Annotated in this window: 21 protein-coding genes; 11 read left to right on the top strand and 10 right to left on the bottom strand. The window is 69.6% G+C overall.

Going from position 1 to position 22,933, the window contains the following annotated elements:
- Nucleotides 1-38 precede the first annotated feature (38 nt).
- The 6 genes from ACLJQZ_RS03325 to ACLJQZ_RS03300 form a co-directional block, all read right to left on the bottom strand.
- Complete coding sequence (locus ACLJQZ_RS03325) at nt 39-1,031, bottom strand: ABC transporter ATP-binding protein (protein ID WP_410618477.1); 993 nt, start codon at nt 1,029-1,031, stop codon at nt 39-41.
- Complete coding sequence (locus ACLJQZ_RS03320; protein WP_410618476.1) at nt 1,028-2,023, bottom strand: ABC transporter permease; 996 nt, start codon at nt 2,021-2,023, stop codon at nt 1,028-1,030. Before ACLJQZ_RS03320 ends, ACLJQZ_RS03325 begins: the two co-directional genes overlap by 4 nt.
- Before the next feature lies 1 nt (nt 2,024).
- Nucleotides 2,025-3,005: an ABC transporter permease gene (locus tag ACLJQZ_RS03315; protein ID WP_247058240.1), complete on the bottom strand. Its 981-nt coding sequence runs from the start codon at nt 3,003-3,005 to the stop codon at nt 2,025-2,027.
- Entirely contained in the window at nt 3,002-4,024 is a 1,023-nt protein-coding gene (locus ACLJQZ_RS03310; protein WP_410618593.1) for an ABC transporter ATP-binding protein, read from the bottom strand. The genes ACLJQZ_RS03315 and ACLJQZ_RS03310 overlap by 4 nt, the downstream gene beginning before the upstream one ends.
- A 117-nt stretch (nt 4,025-4,141) precedes the next feature.
- Nucleotides 4,142-5,698 carry an ABC transporter substrate-binding protein gene (locus ACLJQZ_RS03305; RefSeq protein ID WP_410618475.1) on the bottom strand — a complete coding sequence of 519 codons (1,557 nt, stop codon included), beginning with the start codon at nt 5,696-5,698 and terminating at the stop codon, nt 4,142-4,144.
- A 316-nt stretch (nt 5,699-6,014) separates the two neighbouring features.
- A complete protein-coding gene (locus ACLJQZ_RS03300) occupies nt 6,015-7,271 on the bottom strand; it encodes an ROK family protein (RefSeq protein ID WP_410618474.1) in 1,257 nt (418 codons plus the stop codon).
- A gap of 131 nt (nt 7,272-7,402) precedes the next feature.
- Between ACLJQZ_RS03300 and ACLJQZ_RS03295 the strand changes: the two genes are divergently transcribed.
- From ACLJQZ_RS03295 to ACLJQZ_RS03275, 5 genes are all read left to right on the top strand, one after another.
- Entirely contained in the window at nt 7,403-8,638 is a 1,236-nt protein-coding gene (locus ACLJQZ_RS03295; protein ID WP_410618472.1) for an ROK family protein, read from the top strand.
- Between the two features lie 923 nt (nt 8,639-9,561).
- Nucleotides 9,562-10,794 carry a family 16 glycosylhydrolase gene (locus ACLJQZ_RS03290; protein ID WP_410618471.1) on the top strand — a complete coding sequence of 411 codons (1,233 nt, stop codon included), beginning with the start codon at nt 9,562-9,564 and terminating at the stop codon, nt 10,792-10,794.
- Between the two features lie 81 nt (nt 10,795-10,875).
- Nucleotides 10,876-11,943 carry a ricin-type beta-trefoil lectin domain protein gene (locus ACLJQZ_RS03285; protein WP_410618469.1) on the top strand — a complete coding sequence of 356 codons (1,068 nt, stop codon included), beginning with the start codon at nt 10,876-10,878 and terminating at the stop codon, nt 11,941-11,943.
- A complete protein-coding gene (locus tag ACLJQZ_RS03280) occupies nt 11,940-13,805 on the top strand; it encodes a ricin-type beta-trefoil lectin domain protein (RefSeq protein WP_410618468.1) in 1,866 nt (621 codons plus the stop codon). Before ACLJQZ_RS03285 ends, ACLJQZ_RS03280 begins: the two co-directional genes overlap by 4 nt.
- Nucleotides 13,802-15,166, top strand: coding sequence for a ricin-type beta-trefoil lectin domain protein (locus ACLJQZ_RS03275; protein WP_410618467.1), 1,365 nt, complete (start codon nt 13,802-13,804; stop codon nt 15,164-15,166). The genes ACLJQZ_RS03280 and ACLJQZ_RS03275 overlap by 4 nt, the downstream gene beginning before the upstream one ends.
- A gap of 235 nt (nt 15,167-15,401) precedes the next feature.
- On the opposite strand, the gene ACLJQZ_RS03270 is transcribed toward ACLJQZ_RS03275, so the two are convergent.
- Complete coding sequence (locus ACLJQZ_RS03270) at nt 15,402-16,133, bottom strand: GntR family transcriptional regulator (RefSeq protein WP_410618466.1); 732 nt, start codon at nt 16,131-16,133, stop codon at nt 15,402-15,404.
- A gap of 117 nt (nt 16,134-16,250) precedes the next feature.
- Between ACLJQZ_RS03270 and ACLJQZ_RS03265 the strand changes: the two genes are divergently transcribed.
- The 5 genes from ACLJQZ_RS03265 (at nt 16,251) to ACLJQZ_RS03245 (ending at nt 20,564) form a co-directional block, all read left to right on the top strand.
- Nucleotides 16,251-17,492: an MFS transporter gene (locus ACLJQZ_RS03265; RefSeq protein WP_247058259.1), complete on the top strand. Its 1,242-nt coding sequence runs from the start codon at nt 16,251-16,253 to the stop codon at nt 17,490-17,492.
- Nucleotides 17,493-17,568: 76 nt separating this feature from the next.
- Nucleotides 17,569-18,363, top strand: coding sequence for a putative hydro-lyase (locus tag ACLJQZ_RS03260; RefSeq protein WP_410618465.1), 795 nt, complete (start codon nt 17,569-17,571; stop codon nt 18,361-18,363).
- Between the two features lies 1 nt (nt 18,364).
- Nucleotides 18,365-19,117 (top strand): LamB/YcsF family protein, encoded by a 753-nt coding sequence (locus ACLJQZ_RS03255; RefSeq protein WP_410618464.1) that lies wholly within the window; start codon nt 18,365-18,367, stop codon nt 19,115-19,117.
- A complete protein-coding gene (locus ACLJQZ_RS03250; protein ID WP_410618463.1) occupies nt 19,114-19,722 on the top strand; it encodes a 5-oxoprolinase subunit B family protein in 609 nt (202 codons plus the stop codon). The genes ACLJQZ_RS03255 and ACLJQZ_RS03250 overlap by 4 nt, the downstream gene beginning before the upstream one ends.
- Nucleotides 19,719-20,564 carry a biotin-dependent carboxyltransferase family protein gene (locus ACLJQZ_RS03245; RefSeq protein WP_410618462.1) on the top strand — a complete coding sequence of 282 codons (846 nt, stop codon included), beginning with the start codon at nt 19,719-19,721 and terminating at the stop codon, nt 20,562-20,564. Before ACLJQZ_RS03250 ends, ACLJQZ_RS03245 begins: the two co-directional genes overlap by 4 nt.
- A 32-nt stretch (nt 20,565-20,596) precedes the next feature.
- On the opposite strand, the gene ACLJQZ_RS03240 is transcribed toward ACLJQZ_RS03245, so the two are convergent.
- Nucleotides 20,597-20,827, bottom strand: a complete 231-nt coding sequence (locus ACLJQZ_RS03240) for a hypothetical protein (RefSeq protein WP_410618461.1) — start codon at nt 20,825-20,827, stop codon at nt 20,597-20,599.
- Nucleotides 20,820-21,176, bottom strand: coding sequence for a hypothetical protein (locus tag ACLJQZ_RS03235; RefSeq protein ID WP_410618460.1), 357 nt, complete (start codon nt 21,174-21,176; stop codon nt 20,820-20,822). Before ACLJQZ_RS03235 ends, ACLJQZ_RS03240 begins: the two co-directional genes overlap by 8 nt.
- 88 nt (nt 21,177-21,264) lie before the next feature.
- Between ACLJQZ_RS03235 and ACLJQZ_RS03230 the strand changes: the two genes are divergently transcribed.
- Nucleotides 21,265-21,837: an ArsR/SmtB family transcription factor gene (locus tag ACLJQZ_RS03230; protein ID WP_410618459.1), complete on the top strand. Its 573-nt coding sequence runs from the start codon at nt 21,265-21,267 to the stop codon at nt 21,835-21,837.
- A gap of 38 nt (nt 21,838-21,875) precedes the next feature.
- On the opposite strand, the gene ACLJQZ_RS03225 is transcribed toward ACLJQZ_RS03230, so the two are convergent.
- Complete coding sequence (locus ACLJQZ_RS03225) at nt 21,876-22,835, bottom strand: hypothetical protein (protein WP_410618458.1); 960 nt, start codon at nt 22,833-22,835, stop codon at nt 21,876-21,878.
- Nucleotides 22,836-22,933: the final 98 nt, after the last annotated feature.

Raw genomic sequence — 22,933 nt, 5'->3', positions numbered from 1 at the left:
GGCTCTCCTCCAGTGGTACCAGACAGGACGGGCGACGTTCAGGGGGTAGCGACGGGGTGCAGGAAACACGCCACTTCGCGCGACGCGTCGCCGCCGGGCAGGCCCAGCACGGGCACCTTCGAGTCGCACGGCTCGAAGGCCTTGGGACACCGCGGGTGGAACGCGCAGCCGGCCGGCATGCCCCGCGTGTCCGGCGGTGAACCCGGGATCCCGCTGAGCTCGCGTCGCGGACCCCGCAGCGCGGGGAACGAGTTCAGCAGGCCGTAGCTGTACGGGTGCAGCGCGTCCCGGTAGAGCGCCGACGCCGGGGCCTGTTCGACGATCCGGCCGCCGTACATGATCGCGATCCGGTCCGAGAACTCGACCAGCAGCGAAAGGTCGTGCGTGATGAACAGGACCGAGAAGCCCAGCCGTTCGCGCAGTTCCACGAGCTGGCCGAGGATCTGGCGCTGCATCACGACGTCGAGCGCGGTGGTCGGCTCGTCCATGATGACCACGCGCGGTTCGAGCGCCAGCGCCATCGCGATCATCACGCGCTGGCGCATGCCGCCCGAGAGCTGGTGCGGGTAGGCCTCCAGCCGGTCGGCCGAGATGCCGACCAGCTTCAGCAGCTCCTTCGCCCGGGCCACCCGCCCGGCGCGGGTCGTGTCCGGCTCGTGCGCCTTGATGACGTCGACGAGCTGGGTGACGACCTTGTGCACCGGGTTCAGCGAGTTCATCGCGCCCTGGAACACGATCGACGTCTCGGCCCAGCGGAAGTCGCGCAGCTGCTTGTGGTTCAGCTTCAGGACGTCGTACGGCCCGGCGTTCTCGGGGTGGTAGATCACCTCGCCGCCGCGGATCACGCCCGGCGGCGCGAGCAGCCGCGTCAGCCCGTAGGCCAAAGTGGACTTCCCGCTGCCGCTTTCCCCGGCCAGGCCGAGGACTTCGCCGCGGTTGAGCGTCAGGTGCACGTCGCGCACCGCGCGCACGGCCTCGTCGCCGACGCCGTAGTCGACGTCGAGGCCCTTGATCTCCAGGACCGGTGTCATGATGCCTGTTCCTCCCGCCCGAGCACGGGCGTGAAGCCCACTCGCATGTGCTGCGTGCGTCCGTGGATGTCCCGCACCTTCGCCTTGCCGCTGCCACGCAGCCGCGGGCTGACGAACTCGTCGATGCCGAAGTTCAGCAGGGACAGCGCGGTGCCGAGGACGGCGATCGCCAGCCCGGCCGGCACGAACCACCACCAGGCGCCCTGCGCCAGCGCTTGCTGGCTCTGCGCCCAGAACAGGATCGTGCCCCAGTTCCAGTTCGAAAAGCTCGAGACGCCGACGAACGCCAGCGTGATCTCCGACATCACGCCGAAGATCACCGTGCCGACGAAGCTGGACGCGATCACCGCCGTCAGGTTCGGCAGGATCTCGAAGAAGATGATCCGCCACGTCGACTCGCCGGTGGCGCGCGCCGCTTCGACGTATTCCCGGCCTCTCAACGAAAGGGTCTGCGCGCGCAGGACCCGCGCGCCCCACGCCCACGACGTGAACCCGATGACCACCGCCACCAGGTAGTCACCACCGCTCGGCAGCGCGCTGCCGATGATGATGATCAGCGGCAGCGCCGGGATCACCAGGAACACATTGGACAGTGCGGAGAGTCCTTCGCCCGGCGTCCCGCCGAGGTAACCGGACGTGACGCCGACGATGACCGCGAGGATCGTCGCCACGACGCCGGCGGTCAGGCCGACGAGCATGACGCTGCGGGTACCGACCAGGACCTGGCTGAAGATGTCCTGGCCGAGGTGCGTGGTGCCGAACCAGTGCCGCCCCGACGGCCCTTCGAGCAGGTCGTTGCTGCGGGCCGACGGGTCGAACGGCGCGATCCACTCACCGATCACCGCGATGATCAGGAAGAACACGATGACGCCGAGCCCGGTGATCGTCTTGCCGCCGCTGAGGAACCGGAACTTGCGCCGCTTGGCGCGCCCGGCGATGGCGTCGATCGGGAGGGCCTGGGCGGCCTTGACGTCCGCTGCTGGTACCGCCATGTCAGCCCGCCTTCCGGGTCCGCGGGTCGAGCGCGAGGTAGGCGACGTCCGCGAGGAGGTTCGCCACCAGCACCGACAGCGTGATGATCAGGAAGATGCCCTGCATCAGCGGGTAGTCCTGCGAACCGACCGCCTGGAACAGCTCGAAGCCGACCCCGGGGTAGGAGAAGACGATCTCCACGAGCAGCGTGCCGCCGACGATGAACCCGAGCGCCAGCGCGAACCCGGAGACGCTCGGCAGCAGCGCGTTGCGCGCCGCGTAACCGACCGCGACCCGGCGTTCGGACAGGCCCTTGGCGTGCGCGACGGTGACGTAGTCCTCCGACGCGACCGTCACCATCATGTTGCGCATGCCCAGGATCCAGCTGCCCATCGAGCTGATCAGGATGGTGATCGCGGGCAGCAGGCTGTGCTGGATCGCGCTGCCGATGAAGTCGGGGTCCCAGCCGGGGATCAGGCCCGGGTCGTAGCCGCCGGACGACGGGAAGAAGCTCCCCGGCCCGGCCAGCAGCGTCAGGGCGATCAGGCCGAGCCAGAAGTACGGCACCGACGAGAGGAACGTCGTCACCGGGAGCAGGCCGTCGACCCACGAACCGCGCTTCCAGCCGGCGACCACGCCGAGACCGGTGCCGATCAGGAAGCCGATGATCGTGGTGATGCCGACGAGGATGATCGTCCACGGCAGACTGTCGCCGAGCACCTCGGTGACCGGCGTCGGGAAGAACGTGAACGACAGCCCGAGGTCGCCGCGGAAGAGCTGGGCCCAGTAGTGGAAGTACTGGGTCACCATGCTCTCGTTCTTGTCCAGTCCGAAGAGGACATACAGGGACTGGATCGCGTCGGCGCTGAGCGTGCCCTGGTTCTTCGTGATCAGCGACTGCACCGGGTCACCCGGGATCAGCCGCGGGATGAAGAAGTTGATGGTGACGGCGGCCCATGCCGTGAAGAGGTAGAAGGCCAGCCGTTGCAGCAGGTACCTCATCGGGCGGCCCCGTCGTACAGCCAGCACGCGGCCCAGTGGCCGGGCGCGTCGTCGACCTCGAACCGCGGCGGCAGGTCGGTCTTGCAGCGTTCCATCGCGACCGGGCAGCGCGGGTGGAACCGGCAGCCGGACGGCGGGTCGATCAGGCTCGGCGGCTCGCCGGCCCCGCGCTCGACGGGCACCTCACCGGGCGCGAGGTCACTGTCGCCGGCCCGGGCCTGGAGCCGGTCGGGGTCGGGAGCGGAGTCGATCAGCAGCCGGGTGTACGGGTGCGCCGGGCGCTGTGTGATCGTCTCGCTGTCGCCGCCTTCGACCATCCGGCCGGCGTACATCACCATCGTCTCGTCGGCGAAGTAGCGCGCCGACGCGATGTCGTGGGTGATGTAGAGGATCGCGAGGTGCAGGCGTTCCTTGAGGTCCCGCAACAGGTTCAGCACGCCGAGCCGGATGGAGACGTCCAGCATGGACACCGGCTCGTCGGCCAGCAGGGCCTCCGGGTCGGCGCCCAGAGCCCGGGCGATCGCGACGCGCTGGCGCTGCCCGCCGGACAGCTCGTGCGGGAACTTGTCGATGTAGCGCTCGGGCGGCGTCATCTGGACGCGCAGGAGCAGGTCGTGCAGCGCCTGCTCCAGGTCGTCGCCGGCCCGGCCGTGGATCTTCAGCGCTCGCGTCAGGTGGTACCGGACGGTGTGCACCGGGTTCAGCGACGCGAACGGGTCCTGGAAGATCATCTGCACCCGGCGGCAGTAGGCGCGGAAGGCCTTGCCGTGCCGCACGTTCACGGTCTCGCCGTGCAGCCGGATGTCGCCGCCGGTGCGCGGGTAGAGCCCCGCGAGCAGCCGCGCGACGGTCGACTTGCCCGAGCCGGACTCGCCGACCAGAGCGGTGACCCGCCCCCGCCGCAACGTCAGGGAGACGTCGTCGACGGCCTGGACGGCGCGGCGCGGGCCGGTGAGCCCGGCGCGTCCCTTGCGCCGCACCGGGAAGTGCTTGGTCAGGCCCTCCGCCTCGAGGACCACCGCACCGGGGGTTTCCCCCTCCGATCCGGCCGCGGCCGGATCGGAGGGGGCCGGGGCGGCCGCGGCGTCGCCGTGGCCGTCCCCGTGTTCGGTCTTCACACCTGAGTCCGCCATCGATCAGGCCGCGGGCTTCAGGTGCAGGATGATGTCCAGCGCGTTGCGCAGGGTGGGCTGCGCGGGGGCGTACGGGTTCGCCTCCTCGGGCCAGCCCGTCCAGTTCTTCGTGCTGTACTCGCCACCGGAGTTCGCGGCCGACGTCGGGATCATCGGCTGCTGGTCGATCATGATCTTCTGCAGCGTCGCCATGGCGGCGGTGCGGGAGGCGTCGTCCTCGGCGTTGGCGTAGGTCTCGAGTGCCCTGGTCGCCTCGTCGTTCTTGAAGCGGCCGTAGTTGCCGTTGATGTTGCCCTGGCCGGTCGGCTTGTAGCGGTTGCCGTCCATGACGTCGCGGTACAGGTCGTACGGCGTCGCACCGTCGTTGGTCCAGTGCATCAGGCCCTCGAAGTCACCGGTGTCGACCGACTTCGTCCACGCGTCCTGGTTCATCTTGTCGACCGTCGCGGTGATGCCGATCTGCGACAGGTTGTCCTTGATGATCTCCAGGTCGGTGATGTAGTCCGACCAGCCGGACGGGACCGTGAGCTTGAGGGTGACCGGCTTGCCGGACGGGTCCTGCAGCTTGTCGCCGTTGAACGTGAAGCCGGCGCCGGTGAGCTGCGCCTTGGCCGCCGCGACGTCGACCTTGACGGTCTGGCCCTGGTACTGCGGCGCGATGAACGGGTCGCCCGCCGGCGTCGGGATGCCGGTGACCTGGTCGTTCTTCGGGTAGAAGTAGCCGGCCTCACCCTGGTTGAAGATGTCGTCGCGGTTGATCACCTTGCTGATCGCCTGGCGCAGCGGCGCGCTGTTCCAGGGGGCCTTCTCGGTGTTGAACCACAGGCCGTGGACGGCCAGCTGCGCGGGGAACCAGAGCTTGTAGTGCTCGGGGTCCTTGTTCGTGTAGACGGCCTTGTAGTTCGGGATGAAGACGAAGCTCCACTCGGCCGCACCGCTGGCCAGCGCCGAGACCTGCGCGTTGTTGTCGGTGTAGGAGGTGTAGCGGATCTCCTTGACCTTCGGCGCTTCCTGCCAGTAGCCGTCACGCTGGCTGACGATCACCGTCTGCGGGGTGAACGACTTGAGCGTGTACGGGCCGGTGCCGATCGGGTTCTTGATCGTGTCGAGCGCCGGGTCCTTGATGCCCTGCCAGATGTGCTTCGGCACCACGATCGTCTGCAGGATCTTGACCTGGTTGACGAACTGGGAGCTGTCGAAGTTCAGCGTGACCTGGTTGCCGGCCGCGGTGATGTCCTTGTACGGGACGGCGTCGATGTTCAGCGCCTTGTTGTCCCGCAGCAGGCCGAACGTGTAGGCCACGTCGTCACCGGTCATCGGCTGGCCGTCGGAGAACTTGACGTTGTCCCGGACGGTCAGGACCAGCTTCTTGTAGTTGTCCGACCAATCCCACTTCGTCGCCAGCCACGGCTTGCCGGGCTCCTGCGGCTTGACACGGTTGAGCATCACGAGGGGTTCGAAGATCGTCCACCGGTAACCGAGGTTGGCCGCGGCCGACGTCTCGAGGAACGGGTTGTTGTTCTCCGACTGCGGGCCGTTCGGCATCCCCACGTTGAGCACGGCGTTGGGGTTGCCCTGACCTGCGCTCGAGCTACCTCCCCCGCACGCGGTCAAGCCCCCCAGGGCCATTAGTGCCACTAGCGCTGCGACGATGGAGCGCTTGACTCGCATCGGTTCCTCCTGGTCATCGACGACTACTCCGTGTCGACTGGTAGCGAGCCCCGACCGCCGGCGACCGAACGACGCCACGAGTCAACCCGGGTGACTCGGGTCACGTCAATAACACGGCGGTAACGTTTTGTACCTAAGTTTAAGTACTGAAAGAACTCGCAGGCTTGGGCCGACCGGCGGTTTCCCCCTTGCGACACAAGGGGTTTCAGCCGGTCCGGCCGCCCGCGGCGAGCAGCTGCGCAACCGGCAGGGTGGCCGCGCCGAGCGCGACGGCCTCCGGCCCGAGCCGGCCGAGGACGACTTCGGTGTGCCCGGCGAGGTAGTCGAGCGCGTGCCGGCCGACCGCGTCACGCACGGCGGGCAGGATCGCCGGACCCATGATCGCCCCTGCGGAGCCGGAAAGCACCACCCGGTCGGGGCTGAGCAGGTTGATGAGGTTCGCGATGCCGATCCCGAGGTACTCGCCGGTCTCGGCCAGCACCTCCGCGGCCGGGCCGTCGACCTGCGCTTCGGCCACGATGTGGGCCAGTTCGGCGTCGCTTTCGTCCCCGATGACGGGATCTTTCCCCACCCGATCGGCGTAGTGCCGGACGACCGCCTCGGTGCCGACGTAGGCCTCCAGGCAGCCGTGCGACCCGCACCGGCAGGCCGCGCCGCCCGCCTTGACGACCGTGTGCCCCCACTCGCTGGTCGTGATGCCCGGGTGCGACGGCCCGGCCGTGGCGACCGCGGCCCCGACCCCCACACCGAGCAGGGCAACGATGGCGCGGCCGGCGCCCCGGCCGGCCCCCAGCCAGCTCTCGGCCTGACCCAGCGTGCGGGCGCGGTTGTCGAGGTGCACCGGCATCTTTCGGGGGGTCCAGGGGGGCTCGCCCCCCGGCTGGGGCCCGGGGTTCGACCCCGGAGGGAACAGCGCGACGACGTGTGGGCGGATGAGATCGGCGAAGGCCACGCCGCGCCAGCCGAGGGTGGGCGCGTGGACGATCCCGCCGTCGCGGACCGCGCCGGGCACGCCGATGCCGACGCCGAACACCGCGGCGGCGTTCCCGCCCTCGAGCACCTCGGCGATGCCGGTGCGCACCAGCGCGGCGACCTCACCGGGGTCGAGCCGCGTGCCGACGAGGGGGTGGCGCACGGTGCCCAGCGTCCCGAGCGCGCAGTCGAACAGGCCGACCTCGACGTGCGTCTCGCCGACGTCGACGCCGACGACGTGGCCGAAATCCGGGCGCACGGCCAGCAGCGTCCGCGGGCGTCCGCCGTCCGATTCGACCGATCCGGCTTCGGCGACGACGCCGTCCGCGATCAGCTCGGCAACGACGTTCGTAACGGTGGCGGCCGAAAGTCCCGATTCAGCTACCAGTTCCAGTCGGCTGACGGGGCCGTGGAGGTAGAGGGTGGAGAGGAGCGCCGCACGGTTGTGCCGCCGGAGGTCTCTGGTCGTCTGCCGCACCACCTGGGTCACGGTGGGGATTGTGCCAGACACATGCGGTACGACCATCAGTTCGGGACTTAGTTCACCAGTTAATACATGGCCACAACTTAGGGTGATCAGGCATCCTGTCAGTAGCCGGTAAGAGTTCAGATGGGTTGCCCATGGCGAGCAAGCGCACCACCGTCCGCGATCTGCGGCGACACAACCGTTCCCTGCTGCTGTCGAAACTCTACTTCGACGGCCCGCTGTCGCGGCACGAGCTCAGCCAGCTGACCGGACTGAGTGCCGCCACGGTCAGCAACGTCACCGCCGAACTGGGCGAGGAACGGCTCATCACCGAAGCGGGCCAGGTGGAATCGGACGGCGGCCGGCCGCGCGTGCTGCTGCGCGTCGACCCGGCGTACGGCCACGTCGTCGGCGTCGACATCGGCGAGACCGGCGTCAAGATCGAACTGTTCGACCTGGCGATGAACCGCCTCGCGACGGTCGACCACCCGCTCCCGGCGGCGCCGGACCCGGCGACCGCGGTCGAGCAGGTGACGTCCGGGCTGCGCGAGGTGTTCGCCAGCGCGGGCATCGAGGACTCCGCCGTGCTCGGCGTCGGCATCGGCGTCCCCGGCACGGTCGAGCAGGGCGAGCGGGTGCTGGTGCACGCGCCGACGGTCGGCTGGGACGCCGTCCCGCTCACGGACCTGCTGCGCGACGCCGGGGTGACGCTGCCGCTGTTCGTCGACAACGGCGCGAAGACCCAGGGCCAGGCGGAGATGTGGTTCGGCGCGGGCCGCGGCGCGAAGCACGCGGTGATAGCGCTGATCGGCTCGGGCGTCGGCGCGGCGGTGGTCGCGGACGGCTCGACGTACCGCGGCTCGACGAGCAGCGCGGGCGAGTGGGGCCACACGACGATCGCCTACGGCGGCGCACAGTGCCGCTGCGGCGCGCACGGCTGCCTGGAGGCGTACATCGGCGCGGAGGGCGTGCTGACGCGGTACCGAAGGGCGCGCGGCAAGGACATCCCGGGAGCGGACGAGCAGGCCCAGTTCTCGGCGCTGCTGGAGGCGGCCCCCAAGTCCAAGACGGCGGCGCGGGTCCTGGACGACACGGCGGGCTACCTGGGCGCGGGCATCGCGAACTTGATCAACTTGTTCAACCCGGAGCGCATCGTGATCGGCGGCTGGGCGGGCCTGGCACTGGGCGAGCAGCTCCTGCCCAGGATCCGCGAGGCCGCGGGCGAGCACGCGCTACGGCACCCGTTCAGCCAGACGTCGATCCAGCTGGGGTCCCTGGGTCTGGACGCGGTCGCGACGGGCGCGGCGACGCTGCCGGTGGCGGACCTGCTGGAGCAGGGGGCGACGTCCCGGATAGCCAAGCCGGGAGCATCGAACTCCGACGCGGCCTGACCCGGACTCCCGCTCTCACCCTCACCGGAACGGCCAACACACCGCCCGGAGGGGCCAACACACTCACCGGAGCGGCCAACACGCCGGGCACCCCCGGTGCGCCGACCGCGCCGGGCACCGTGTTGGCCACTCCCGCCTGCGTGTTGGACCTTCGCGGCAGCGTGTTGGCAACTCCGGGCGCAGTGTTGGCCGCTCCCGTCGGCGTGTTGGCCGCGCCGGGCACCGTGTTGGCCACTCCCGTCAGCGTGTCGGCCACTCCCGCCGGCGTGTTGGCCACTCCCGTCACCGTGTTGGCCGCGCCGAGCACCGTGTTGGCCACTCCCGTCGGCGTGTTGGCCGCGCCGACCGCCGCGTTGGCCACTCCAGGCGCCATGTTGGCCACTCCGGGACCCGTGTTGGCCATTCCGGGCGCCGTGTCGGCCCTTCCCGGCAGCGTGTCGGCAACGTGGTGAGCCCTCGTGGCCCCAGAGCGGCGCCCACCCTCCCCAGGGGGTCCATCCCCGCTCCAGCGTATCGAGCCCACCCGACAAGTCCCGGGAAACGCCACCGCAGGAGCACCCCTCATCCACAACCCGGCGAGCCTGTGGACAACCGCGTGCCCCGCTGAGCGGGAACCCGGCTCCCGCAGGTCAGCGGTACCTCGAGCCATCCGGACCCGTCAGCAACCCACCCTTAATTCGGGTTGAAAAAAAATGACGGTCCGACTGTTGCCCGACTTGTCTGGACCATGCATACTTTGTTGCCAGGCACAACAAAGCCCTGTAGAACCCTTCGTCGCCCGCGATCCACCCGCCCCGGACCGCGGACGGCACCGCGATGCCCGGTCACGCCTGCCGCCGCCCCGGCATGCACGGCCACCTCCCCTCCCCGCGTTCCGTGCTGCGCGCGGAACGCCGGTCCCCACGGTGAGAGAGGCGACAAAGATGTCCACCTCGAAATTCCGCAAGTTGCGAAGAGCAGCGGCACTACTGGCCGTCGGCTCGCTGCTCGTCCTCGGGCAGCAGGCACTGACCGCACCCGCCGCCGAAGCCGCGGCCACCTTCACCGACGACTTCAACGGCCCCGCCGGGTCCGCCGTCGACGGCTCCAAGTGGCAGCTCGAAACCGGCGACAACGTCAACAACCACGAACGCCAGTACTACACCTCCGGCACGAACAACGCCCAGCTCGACGGCCAGGGCCACCTCGTGATCACGGCCAAGAAGGAAAACCCCGGCAACTACAACTGCTGGTACGGCCGCTGCGAGTACACCTCCGCGCGGATGAACACGTCCGGCAAGTTCAGCCAGGCCTACGGCCACTTCGAGACGCGCATGAAGCTGCCGCGCGGGCAGGGCATGTGGCCGGCGTTCTGGATGCTCGGCGGCGGCAACTGGCCGACCGACGGCGAGATCGACGTCATGGAGAACGTCGGCTTCGAGCCGAACACCGTGCACGGCACCATCCACGGCCCGGGTTACTCCGGCTCCGGCGGCATCGGCGCGGCCTACAACGGCCCCAACTTCTCCGACGACTTCCACACCTACGCCGTCGACTGGTCGCCCAACCAGATCAAGTGGTACGTCGACGGCAACCTGTACCAGACGCGCACGCCGTCCGACCTGAACGGCAACCGCTGGGTCTACGACCACAACTTCTTCATCATCCTCAACCTCGCCGTCGGCGGGTACTGGCCGGGTGACCCCAACAGCAGCACGACGTTCCCGCAGCAGCTGGTCGTCGACTACGTCCACGTCACCAACGACACCGGCGGCGGCACCACCCCGCCGTCCGGGCGCACCGGGCGGATCACCGGCATCGGCGGCAAGTGCGTCGACGTCGCGGGCGCCAGCACCGCCAACCTCACGCCGATCCAGATCACCGACTGCAACGGCAACGCCGCGCAGAACTGGACCATCGGCACCGACGGCACGATCCGCGCCCTCGGCAAGTGCATGGACGTCAACGCCGCCGGCACCGCCGACGGGACAGCGGTGCAGCTCTACGACTGCAACGGCACCGCCGCCCAGAAGTGGGCGATCAGCGGGGCCAAGGACATCGTGAACCCCAACGCGAACAAGTGCCTCGACGCCACCGGCAACAGCTCCGCGAACGGCACCCGCCTGCAGATCTGGACCTGCGGCGGCGGCGCGAACCAGAAGTGGACCACTCCCTGACCTCGGTCCCCGTCGTGAGTGCGTAACAGTGTTCTAACACTGTTACGCACTCACGACCCCTTATCCCACAGGAGAATCCAAGTGCGGCGATTCCTCGTCGCGCTAATGGGGTGTGCCCTGTTAGCGCTTTCTTTCCTGACGTCCACCTCCGCCCAAGCGGCGGTCGAGGCGGGTCCGTCCGCGAGCCAGCTGCTCGCGAAGACGACGTCCTGCCAGCAGATCTCGAACGGCAAGTACTCCTTCGACGAAGGCGGCGCGGCGACCGTGCCCGTCTGCCAGGCCAACGGCGCGGTGTTCTTCAAGGCCGACATGGACATCGACTGCGACGGCGTCCGTACCACGCAGTGCAACGAGCAGACCGACTGCTGCTTCTACCCGGACACCGCGTTCCACACCTCGACCGACCAGCCGCTCAACGCGGCCCAGCTGCCCTACATCGTACTGCCGCAGCCGACGTCCACATGGGACTACCGCAACTACGGCATCGACGGCGGTTCGGTCGTGGCGGTGATCTACAACAACCAGGTCACCTACGCCGTGGTCGGCGACACCGGGCCGACGAGCATCATCGGTGAGGCGTCCTACGCCACCGCCGTCAACCTCGGCATCAACCCCGACCCGAGCAACGGGGGCACAGAAGGTCCGGTGACGTACATCGTGTTCCCGAACACGCACGTCAACCCGATCGAGAACCACAACAACGCCACCAGTCTCGGCGAGCAGGTCGCGACGCAGTTCGCCGGCGGCACCACCACTCCGCCGCCCGCCGGTGGCGGGCAGATCACCGGCGTCGGCGGCAAGTGCGTCGACGTCAACGCGGCGAGCAGCGCCAACGGCACCGCCGTCCAGCTCTACGACTGCAACGGCACCACCGCGCAACAGTGGACAGTCGGTTCCGACGGCACGATCCGCGCGCTCGGCAAGTGCCTCGACGTCACCAGCGCGGGCACGGCGAACGGCACCACCGTCCAGCTGTGGGACTGCAACGGCAGCAACGCCCAGAAGTGGTCGGCGAACGGCTCGCAGAACCTCGTCAACGCGGGCTCCGGCAAGTGTCTCGACGCCACCGGCAACAGTTCGGCCAACGGCACCCGGCTCCAGATCTGGACCTGCGGGTCCGGTGCGAACCAGAAATGGACGCTCCCATGAGAAAACGCTCTCTCCTCTCCCTGCTGGGCGTGACCGCGCTCGCCGCGGCCACCTTCGCCGTGCCCGCGCAGGCCGCGGGCGAAGCCGTGAACGTCTGGCTCACCACGACCGACGACGCCAAGGGCGTCAACGTCACCCGCGGCCTGCAGCAGCAGACGCCGATCAGCTTCACCGCGGGCACCGGCACCGGCGGCCAGACCATCAACGTCAACGAGAACACCACCTACCAGCAGTTCGAGGGCGCCGGCGCGTCGTTCACCGACTCCGCCGCGTGGCTGCTCAACTCGAGCAACCTGCTCAGCGCCGGCACCCGAAACTCGGTGATGCAGAAGCTGTTCGACCCCAACGCGGGCATCGGCATCAGCTTCCTGCGCAACCCGATCGGCGCGTCGGACATCGCGCGCAACAGCTACACGTTCGACGATGTGCCCGCCGGGCAGACCGACCCGAACCTGGCGAAGTTCTCCATCGCGCACGACCAGGCGGACGTGCTGCCGCTGACCAAGCAGGCGCTGCAGCTCAACCCGCAGATCAAGGTCATGGCCTCGCCGTGGAGCGCGCCGCCGTGGATGAAGGACAACGACAGCTACCTGCTCGGCTGGGTCGAGTCGCAGTTCTACCCGGCCTACGCGCAGTACTTCGTCAAGTACGTCCAGGCCTACCAGGCCGCGGGCGTGCCGATCAACTACCTGACCGTCCAAAACGAACCGACGTGCTGCGCGAGTTACCCGTCGACCAACTGGAACGGCGCGGGTCTGGCGTACTTCACCAAGACCAACCTGCTTCCCGCACTGCACAGCGCCGGACTGTCCACAAAGGTCCTTGCGCTGGACTGGAACTGGGACCAGTACCAGTCCTTCGCGGCGCCCACAATGGACGACGCGGCCATCCGCAACGACCCGAACTTCGGCGGCATGGCGTGGCATGGCTACGGCGGCAACGTCTCGCAGCAGACGACCGTGCACAACCAGTACCCGAGCGTCAACGCGTACTCGACCGAGCACTCGGGCGGCACCTGGGTGTCGAACCAGCAGGCCGAGGACATGACGAACATCGTCGACTACACGCGCAACTGGAGCCGCACGGTCACCAAGTGGAGCCTGGCGATGGACCAGGCGCACAACCCGCACAACGGCGGCTGTGACACCTGCACCGGCCTGGTTACCGTCCACAATGGAGACGGCCGCAACGGCCAGGTCGACTACACCGTCGAGTACTACACGATGGGTCACCTGACGAAGTTCGTGAAACCCGGCGCGGTCCGGATCGACTCGAACGACAACTCGACCGTCCGCAACGTCGCCTGGAAGAACCCGGACGGCTCGAAGGCGCTGATCGCGTACAACACCAGCACCGGCACCCAGAGCGTCCGGGTGAACTGGGGCAACTCGTCGTTCACCTACAACCTGCCCGGCCACACGTCGGCGACGTTCACCTGGGCGGGCAACCAGGGCACCGGCGGCGGGGGCGGCACCGGCAAGACCGGGCCGATCACCGGCCTCGGCGGCAAGTGCCTGGACGTCGCGAGCGGCAGCAGCGCGAACGGCGCGGCCGTGCAGCTCTACGACTGCAACGGCTCGGCCGCGCAGCAGTGGACGGTCGGCACCGACGGCACGCTCCGCGCGCTGGGCAAGTGCCTCGACGTGACCGGACAGTCCACAGCGGACGGTGCGCAGCTGCAGCTATGGGACTGCGGTGGGACGGCCAACCAGAGATGGGCGGCGACGGCGGCGAAGGACCTCGTCGGGGCGGCGTCGAACAAGTGCGTCGACGCGACCGGCAATTCGAGTGCGAACGGCACCCGGCTGCAGATCTGGACGTGCACCGGCGCCGCCAACCAGAAGTGGAACGTGCCCGCATGAAGAAACTGGCAGCATTCGGCGCTCTAGTAGCAGCAGCGTCGGCGCTGGTGCTCACGCCGGGTGTCGCGCAGGCGGCGACCGGGCCGATCACCGGCATCGCCGGCAAGTGCGTCGACGTCAACGCGGCGAGCACCGCCAACGGCACGGCGATCCAGCTCTACGACTGCAACGGCTCGAACGCGCAACAGTGGACGGTCGGGTCCGACGGTTCCCTGCAGGCGCTGGGCAAGTGCCTCGACGTGACCAGCGCGGGCACGGCGAACGGCGCGTTGATCCAGCTGTGGGACTGCAACGGCTCCAACGCCCAGAAGTGGACGGCCAACGCGGCGAAGAACCTCGTCAACACCGGGTCGGGCAAGTGCCTCGACGCCACCGGCAACAGCTCGGCGAACGGCACCCGCCTGCAGATCTGGACCTGCGCGAGCAGCGCCAACCAGCAGTGGACGCTCCCGAGCGGCGGCACGACCCCGCCGCCGACCGGGCCGGGCGTGATGGCCGTCGCGCCGTACCTCTACAACGGCTGGGGCAACCCGCCGAGCCCGGCGACGATCCAGAACGCCACCGGCGTCAAGTGGTTCACGCTGGCGTTCGTGCTGTCCAACGGCTACTGCAACCCGCAGTGGGACGGCGGGCGCGCGCTGACCGGCGGCGTCGACCAGAACACCATCAACACCGTGCGGGCGGGCGGCGGCGACGTCATCCCGTCGTTCGGCGGCTACTCCGGCAACAAGCTGGAGTCGTCGTGCGGCAGCGCGGGTGAGCTGGCGGCGGCGTACCAGAAGGTGATCAGCGCCTACGGTCTCAAGGCGATCGACATCGACATCGAGGCCGACGCCTACAGCAACCCGACCGTGCAGCAGCGCACGGTCGACGCGCTGAAGACGATCCGGGCGAACAACGCGGGCATCAAGCTGTACGTCACGTTCGGCACCGGGCAGTCGGGGCCGGACAACAGCCTGGTCAACCGCGCGGCCCAGTCCGGGCTGACGGTCGACGGCTGGGTCATCATGCCGTTCGACTTCGGCGGCGCCGGCCAGAACATGGGCACCCTCACGCAGCGGGCGGCGGAGGGCCTCAAGAACGTCGTCAAGTCGGCTTACGGCTACGACGACGACACGGCCTACCGGCACATGGGCATCTCGTCGATGAACGGCATCACGGACAACAGCGAGACGGTCACCCTGGCCGACTTCACCACCATCCTGGCCTACGCGAACACGCACCACCTGGCCCGGTTGACGTTCTGGTCCGCGAACCGCGACCGCCCCTGCCCGGGCGCCTACCCGAACGACGACACGTGTTCGGGCGTTTCCCAGCAGGCGTGGGACTTCATGAGGATCTTCGCCCGCTACGCCGGCTGACGCACCTCCCCTGAAGTACGTGAAGGCCTCCTTACCGGCTCTTAGCGCCGGTAAGGAGGCCTTCACGGCGTTTCGGAACTGCCGGGGGTGACCCTGGGGGTAGTCACGCCCCGGCAGCCGGGTTTCGCGGGCCGCTGGGGGTATCCGGCGGCGAAACCGCGCTGAGGTTATCCAGTCCGCGGCCCGGAAAAGCCGGGCTCGGCCCGTCCGGACCGCAAGCGTGCCCGAAGACGCACTACTCGACGGCGATCGCCGCCCGGGCGGCGGCCGCGCGGTCGGCGTACGCCTCGACCAGCTGCTCCTCCGCGTCCTCCAGGTACTTCATCAGCAGCTGCTCCGCGCCCGCGCCGTAGCCCGCCTCGACGCGGTCCAGGATCTCGTGGTTGCGCGGCAGGTAGCGCTCGTGGAAGCGGCGTGGCTCGGCCATGATGTGGAAGACCAGCCGCAGCTCGGCGATGAGCCTGCTGACCAGCTCGTTGACGCGCTCGCTGCCCGACAGCGCGGCCAGCTCCTGGTGGAACCAGACGTTCGCGGTGCCGAGGTCCTTCCAGTTCCCGTTGCGGGCGGCCTCGTCGCCGATGTCGACCTTCTCCTTGATCCGCGGGAACGACGCCGGCTTCGCCGTCACGCCCCGGACCGCGGCGCATTCGATGATCTTGCGCACGCGGTAGATGTCGACGACGTCCTCGATGCTCGGGATCCGCACGAACACCCCGCGGTTGAGCTCGTGGGCGAGCAGCCGCTCGTGCGTGAGCAGCCGGAACGCCTCCCGCAGCGTGTTGCGCGAGACGCCGAGCGCGTTGCCGATGTCCTGCTCCGACAGCCGCCCGCCGGGCAGGAAGAAGCCCTCCGCGATGCGCTTGCGGAGGACGCCCGCCACCCGCTCGGCGGTGCTCTTGCGGCTGACCAGGCCGCGATCGGCCTCCAGGCCGGGCAGGTCCGGGACCACACTGTCTTCGATGACCACGGGGACGATGGTACCCGTCACACTGAGGACGATCCAATTGCAGTCTTGTGGAATTGTTGAACAATCCTTACTGTGTGAGGCACGCCACGATGAGACACTGGCCTGGAGGTGCCCGACATGACTGCCACAGCAACCGAGGCCCGGCCGTTCGACTGGTTCCGCACACTGGGGAAACGCGGCCGGCTCGCCTTCGCCGGCGCGTTCGGCGGGTACGGCCTGGACTCGTTCGACTACCAGACCCTGCCCCTCGGGCTCGCCGCGATCACCGCGTACTTCGGCATTTCGAGCGGCGAAGCCGGCCTGCTCGGCACGACGACGCTGGTCGTGTCGGCCGTCGGCGGCATCGGCGCCGGCATGCTGGCCGACCGCATCGGCCGCGTCCGCACGCTCCAGATCACCATCGCGATGTACACGGTGTTCACCGTGCTCTGCGGGTTCGCGCCCAACTTCGAGACGCTGCTGATCTTCCGCGCGCTGCAGGGCCTGGGCTTCGGCGGTGAGTGGGCGGCCGGCGCGGCGCTGGTCGCGGAGTACTCCTCGGCGCGCTACCGCGGCCGGACCGTGGCGTTCGTGCAGAGCGCGTGGGCGGTCGGCTGGGGCCTGTCGGTGATCGTCTACACCGTCGTGTTCAGCCTCGCGAGCCCCGACCTGGCCTGGCGCATCATGTTCTGGACCGGCGTCATCCCGGCGCTGCTCGTGCTCTGGGTCCGCAAGAGCGTCAAGGACGCGCCCCGCGCGGAGGAACGCCTCAAGGGCGAGCGCGTCAAGGGCACGCTGGTCAAGATCTTCCACCGCGACCTCCTGCGCACGACGTTCTTCGCCGCGCTGCTCGCGACCGGCGTCCAGGGCGGGTACTACACGATCTCGACGTGGCTGCCGTCGTACCTGAAGAAGACGCGCGAGCTGACCGTGATCGGCACCGGCGGCTACCTTGCCTTCCTGATCACCGGCGCGTTCGTCGGGTACGTCTGCGGCGGCTACCTGACGGACCTGATGGGGCGCAAGAAAACCTTCCTGACCTTCGCGATCCTGTCGGCCGGGCTGATCGTCGCGTACACCCAGATCCCCAAGGGCGCCAACGGGCTCGTGCTGGTGCTCGGCTTCCCGCTCGGCTTTTCGATGTCCGCGATCTTCAGCGGCTTCGGCGCGTACCTGGCCGAGCTGTACCCGACGACGGTGCGCGGCACCGGCCAGGGCTTCACGTACAACTTCGGCCGCGCGGTCGGCGCGATCTTCCCGACCGTCGTCGGCTTCCTCGGCGCGGGCGGCGCGATCGTGTTCGGCGCGATCGGCTACGCCATCGCCGCGCTCGCCCTGCTGGGGCTACCCGAAACCCGAGGGATCGAACTCGTTGACTGAATCTTGTGGGGGTGCGACCCCCACACCCCGCCCGGGGGCCCGCCCCCGGACCCGGAAGTTTCCGAAGGGGGAACTCATGACGACCTTCGACCAACCGGCCACCTTCACGCCGGAGCAAGCCCGCCAGGCGTTCCGGCGTGGCACGGCCCGCCCCACCACGGGCTGGGCCGGCGGCTTCACCCAGACGAACCTGATCGCCGTGCCGCAGGACTGGGCCTACGACGTCCTGCTGTTCTGCACCCGCAACCCGCAGGCGTGCCCGCTGCTCGACGTCACCGACCCCGGCGACCCGGCCACGCGCCTGGCCGACGGCGCGGACCTGCGCACCGACCTGCCGCGCTACCGGATCTGGCAGAACGGCGTGCTCGCCGGCGAGGTCTCCGACGCGACCGGGCTGTGGCGCAGCGACATGGTCGCCTTCTCGATCGGCTGCAGCTTCACGTTCGAGACGGCGCTGGCCGCGGAGGGCATCCCGCTGCGGCACGGCGAGCAGGGCCGCAACGTCTCGATGTACCTGACGAACCGGCCGTGCGAGCCGGCCGGGCGGCTCTTCGGCCCGATGGTCGTGTCGATGCGGTACCTCCCCGAGGACCGCGTCGACGACGCCATCCGGATCACCCGCGCGATGCCGGCCGTCCACGGCGCGCCGGTGCACATCGGCGACCCGCGTACCCTGGGCGTCGAAGATCTTTCGCGGCCGGACTTCGGTGATCCGGTGGACGCGGCCGACGGTGACGTCCCGGTGTTCTGGGCCTGCGGGGTCACCCCGCAGGCGGCGCTGATGGCGTCGCGGCCGCCGTACGCGATCACCCACGCGCCGGGGTACATGTTCATCACCGACCGCCACGACAGCGAATACCGGGTGGGCTGAAATGGACCTGAACAGCGACCTCGGCGAGGGTTTCGGCGCCTGGAAGATGGGCGACGACGAAGCCGTCCTCGACATCGTGACCAGTGCGAACGTCGCGTGCGGCTTCCACGCCGGCGACCCGTCGGTGATGCGGCACGTGTGCGAGCTGGCGGCCGATCGCGACGTCGCGATCGGCGCGCACGTCGGCTACCACGACCTGGCCGGGTTCGGCAGGCGCGCACTCGACATCGGCCCGGAGGACCTGGCCAACGAGGTGCTCTACCAGATCGGCGCGCTCGACGCGTTCGCCCGCGCGGCCGGCAGCCGCGTGACGTACGTGAAGCCGCACGGCGCGTTGTACAACACCGCGGCGGCCGACCCGGAGCAGGCCGCGGCGATCGTCGAGGGCCTGCGCCGGTACGACCCGGCGCTCGCGCTGCTCTGCCTGCCGGACTCGGAAATGCAGCGGGAGGCCGAAAAAGCCGGGGTGGTGGCGTACGCCGAGGCGTTCGCCGACCGGGCCTACACCGCGGAAGGCCGCCTGGTGTCGCGCAAGCAGCCCGGCGCCGTGCTGCACGAACCCGGCGCCGTCGCCGAGCGCGCGGTGGCCATGGCGACCGGCGGCGGGGTCGTCACGGCCGACGGCGCCAAGCTCGACCTGCGCCCGGACTCCCTGTGCGTGCACGGGGACACGCCGGGCGCGGTGGAGCTGGCCCGGCGGATCCGCGACGGGCTGACCGACGCGGGTGTGCCGCTCACCGCGTTCACCGGATGACCGTCCGGCTGCTGCCGTGCGGGCGGCGCGCGGTGCTCGTGGAGGTCGACGACGTACTGGGTTATCAGGCCGCGCTGGCGCAGGCGCCGCCTCTTGGTGTCGAAGAGCTGGTTCCGGCTGCACAGACGTTGCTGGTGCGCTTCGATCCGGCGGTGACCTCCGCTGACCGGCTGGGCGCCCTGCTGCGTCAAGTGTCCCCTGTGGACAGTCAGGTTGCCGACACGCGCGAAGTGGTGATCCCGGTCGTGTACGACGGCGAAGACCTGGCCGAGGTCGCGGCCGAGACCGGGTTGCCGGTCGCGGAGGTCGTGGCCCGGCACAGCGCGGGGTCGTACGTCTCGGCGTTCTGCGGGTTCGCGCCCGGGTTCGCCTACCTGTCCGGCGCGGACCCGGTGCTGCACGTGGCCCGCCGATCCTCGCCGCGGACGCGCATCCCGGCCGGCTCGGTGGCGATCGCGGGCGAGTACAGCGCGGTGTACCCGAGCGCGTCACCCGGTGGCTGGCGGCTGCTCGGGCGGACCGACGCGCCGGTGTGGGACGTCGAGCGCGACCCGCCGAACCTGCTGCCGCCGGGAACGCGCGTGCGCTTCCGGGAGGTCTCGTGAAGCTCGAGATCCTCCGGCCCGGGTTCACCACGACCGTGCAGGACCTCGGCCGCCCCGGCCACGCGGCCCTCGGCGTCGGCCGGTCCGGCGCCGCCGACCGCGGCTCGTTCCGGCTGGCCAACCGGCTCGTCGGCAACCCTTCGGGGGCCGCGGGCCTGGAGGTCACGCTCGGCGGCCTGGTGCTGCGCGCGACGGCGTCGACGACGATCGCCGTGACCGGCGCGGACTGCCCGCTCACGGTGGGCGGCCGCGCTTTCGGCCTCAACGCGCCGATCACGCTGCCCGCGGGCTCGGAGCTGTCCCTCGGCCTGGCTACGACCGGCTTGCGCTGTTACGTCGCGGTGCGCGGCGGCATCGACGTCCCACCGGTGCTGGGCTCGCGGTCGACGGACACGCTCGGGAAGCTCGGCCCGCCACCGATCGCGGCCGGAATGCTGCTGCCGGTCGGCGACGACGCGCTCGGGTTCCCCGCGGTCGATCTCGCGCCCCGCGCGGCCCTGCCGGTGTCGCCGGTGCTGCGCGTGACGCCAGGCCCGCGTCGCGACTGGTTCACCGACCCGGCACGGCTGCTGTCCACTGTGTACACGGTGTCCCCGGACTCCGACCGCGTCGGCATCCGGCTGGTCGGCCCTCCCCTTTCCCGCACCCGCCACGACGAACTGCCGTCGGAGCCGTGCGTGCCGGGATCACTGCAGGTGCCGCCGTCGGGCCGGCCGATCCTGTTCCACGCCGACCACCCCACGACGGGCGGCTACCCGGTCATCGCCGTCGTCGACGAGGAGGACCTGGACGTCGCCGCCCAGCTGCGCCCCGGCCAGACCCTCCGCTTCCAGCCCTCGTGAGTGTTTAGGGCGGTTAGAACCGCCCTAAACACTCACGACAAGCTGCGGCAGACCACCCAGGCCGTGACCGCGACCGCGAACCAGATCGCCCAGGCCGCGCCCGGGGCCAGGCCGGTCGCGATGACCCCCAGAGCCATCGCGACCAGCACCGGCCAGGCCCGCCGCCGTCGCCGCGCCAGGCCGGACTCCGCCAGGTAGGCGTCGAAGGCCTCCGCGACCTGGTCGTCGATCTCGTCGCGCAGCCGCGGGCTCAGCTCAGACATGCGCCGGGACCGCCGGGCGCGGCACCGCCACCAACAGGCACGCCAGCGCCAGCGGCACCTCCAACCCGGCCATGAGCAGCGAGAACACGACGTCGTCGCCGGCCGTGACGACGTCGAACCAGGCGTCGGTCAGCAGCAGCGTGGCCGTGCCGATCGCGGCGAACGGCATCCGCGGGTCGCCGCGGCCGAGCAGCCAGGCCGTCGCGAGCAGGCCGAGCGCCTCCGCCGCGTCGAAGCCCGTCCACGCCAGGCTCCAGTGCTGCGCCGGATAGACGTCCGGCAGGGTCATCCCCAGTACCGCGATCCACGGCAGCAGGCACAATCCCGCCGCCCAGAAGATCTTCCGCATCGAAACCCCCGAAGTCTCGTACCCCTGGAACCCAAGGTAGCCGAATGCAGAGATTCTTTGCAAACAGTCTCTGTAGTACGCTCCAGGCATGGTCGAACGTCCCGAGCGGCGGGTCCTCACCGGCGCGGATCTCAAGGCCTTCTCCAAGGCCCTCGCCAACCCCGTGCGCCGCGACATCCTGTCCTACCTGGGCGAACACGGCGAAGCGAACTCGACGAGCGTCGCGAAGGCCCTCGGCGAAAGCACCGGGACGACCAGCTACCACCTCCGCAAGCTCGCCGACCTGGACCTGATCGCGGAGATCGAGGAGCGCTCCACCGGCCGTGAGCGCTGGTGGAAGGCGCTGTCGAAGGACATCTTCACGCCACCCGGCCTGGAGATGACGCCCGACGAGCGCGAAGCCGCGTCGAAGCTGGGCGCGCTCAAGATGAGCCACGACATCGGCCTGGTCACGCGGGCGTACGCGGGGTACGACAGTGCCGAGGGCTGGAACCAGATCCACCGCTCCGGACTGCGCCTGACGAAGGACCAGATCGCGTCGTTCGTCGAGGAGTACCAGAACCTGATCTGGAAGTACGTCACCGCGCCGGGCGAGCACCCCGAAGGGGCCCGCGCGCTGGCCGTCCGGCTGGTCATGGTCCCGGAGACGGAGACCGCCTAGAACCCGCAGTGTGATGTTCAGCCGGACACGAACGACAATCAGTGCGTTTGAACCCCGTACGCGCCACTCGGGCTCCACCTGATCCCATAGGCGAAGCCGGGTGCCAGATGCCGAAACCGGACGTGCACCTCGCCGGAGTCGTCAGCCTTAAGCGTCGTTCCTCGCGGCGCCGTGTCGCGTGCGTCCTCCTGGAAAGCCTTTTCCAGGAGGACGATGTGCTCCGGCACCCGGGCGCCGAACTTGACGTGCAGGTCGAACAGATCGCACGGGTGCCGCGGCACGCACACGTAGTGCGGTTCCCGGATGCTCGCCCGGAACCGCAACGCGATTTCGTGCTGCTCCCCGCGCCGCAACGGTTCCGGCAACCGCAACGCCAGCCCGATCCGGTCGCTCGACTCCATCGCCCGGCTGGTCAGCACACCACCGTGGAAGACGTCCACTTCCAGATCCGACTCGTGCACGGATTCGCCCGACTTCGCGGCCGCGCTCAGCGTCAACGCCAGATCCAGCTCGGTGATTTCGTCGGCATCCGCGACCACCCGCCGGAATTCGAACGCCTCGGCCGACGGGTCGCCCAACGTCAGCGCGACCCGCAGTTCTTCGGTGTGCCAACTGCGGCTCGGATACCGCGGCCCGGGATCCGGCTCGGCCACCTTGACCGCCATTGCCGCGATCTGTTCGATGCCTTCGTCGATACGCCGGCGCACCGTCCGGTCGTCACGCTGCAGCGTGGTCGCCGCCCACCGCACCCGTTCCTGGTAGAAGGGCTTGCGGGCGCTCTCGTGCAGCGCGAACGCGGCGAGCAGGACGATCTTCAGGTCCTCCGGCAGCGCCTCGACCAGCGGCACCAATCGGCCGGACAGTTTACGCTGCAGCACGGCCTGGTCGTCATCTTCGAAAATGCCGCATATCTCACGCAGCGCCGGCCCGACCCGTTCCCCCAGCGGTGTGGTGAAAATTCCCCTCCCCTTGCGGAGAATCTTCAGCTCGCCGACCACCTCCACGGCTTTGACACGCACAGAGGAGTGGGCCGCACGGAAGCTTGCTCCGCTGGAACCTTTAGCCGGAACAACCGGAGATTGCTTCCGCACGGCCG

Origin of the sequence: Amycolatopsis sp. cmx-8-4, from assembly GCF_046548675.1 — a bacterium.
GTDB lineage: Bacteria > Actinomycetota > Actinomycetes > Mycobacteriales > Pseudonocardiaceae > Amycolatopsis.
The sequence above is the reverse complement of the archived record's forward strand: the minus strand, read 5'-3'. Positions and strand labels throughout refer to the sequence as shown.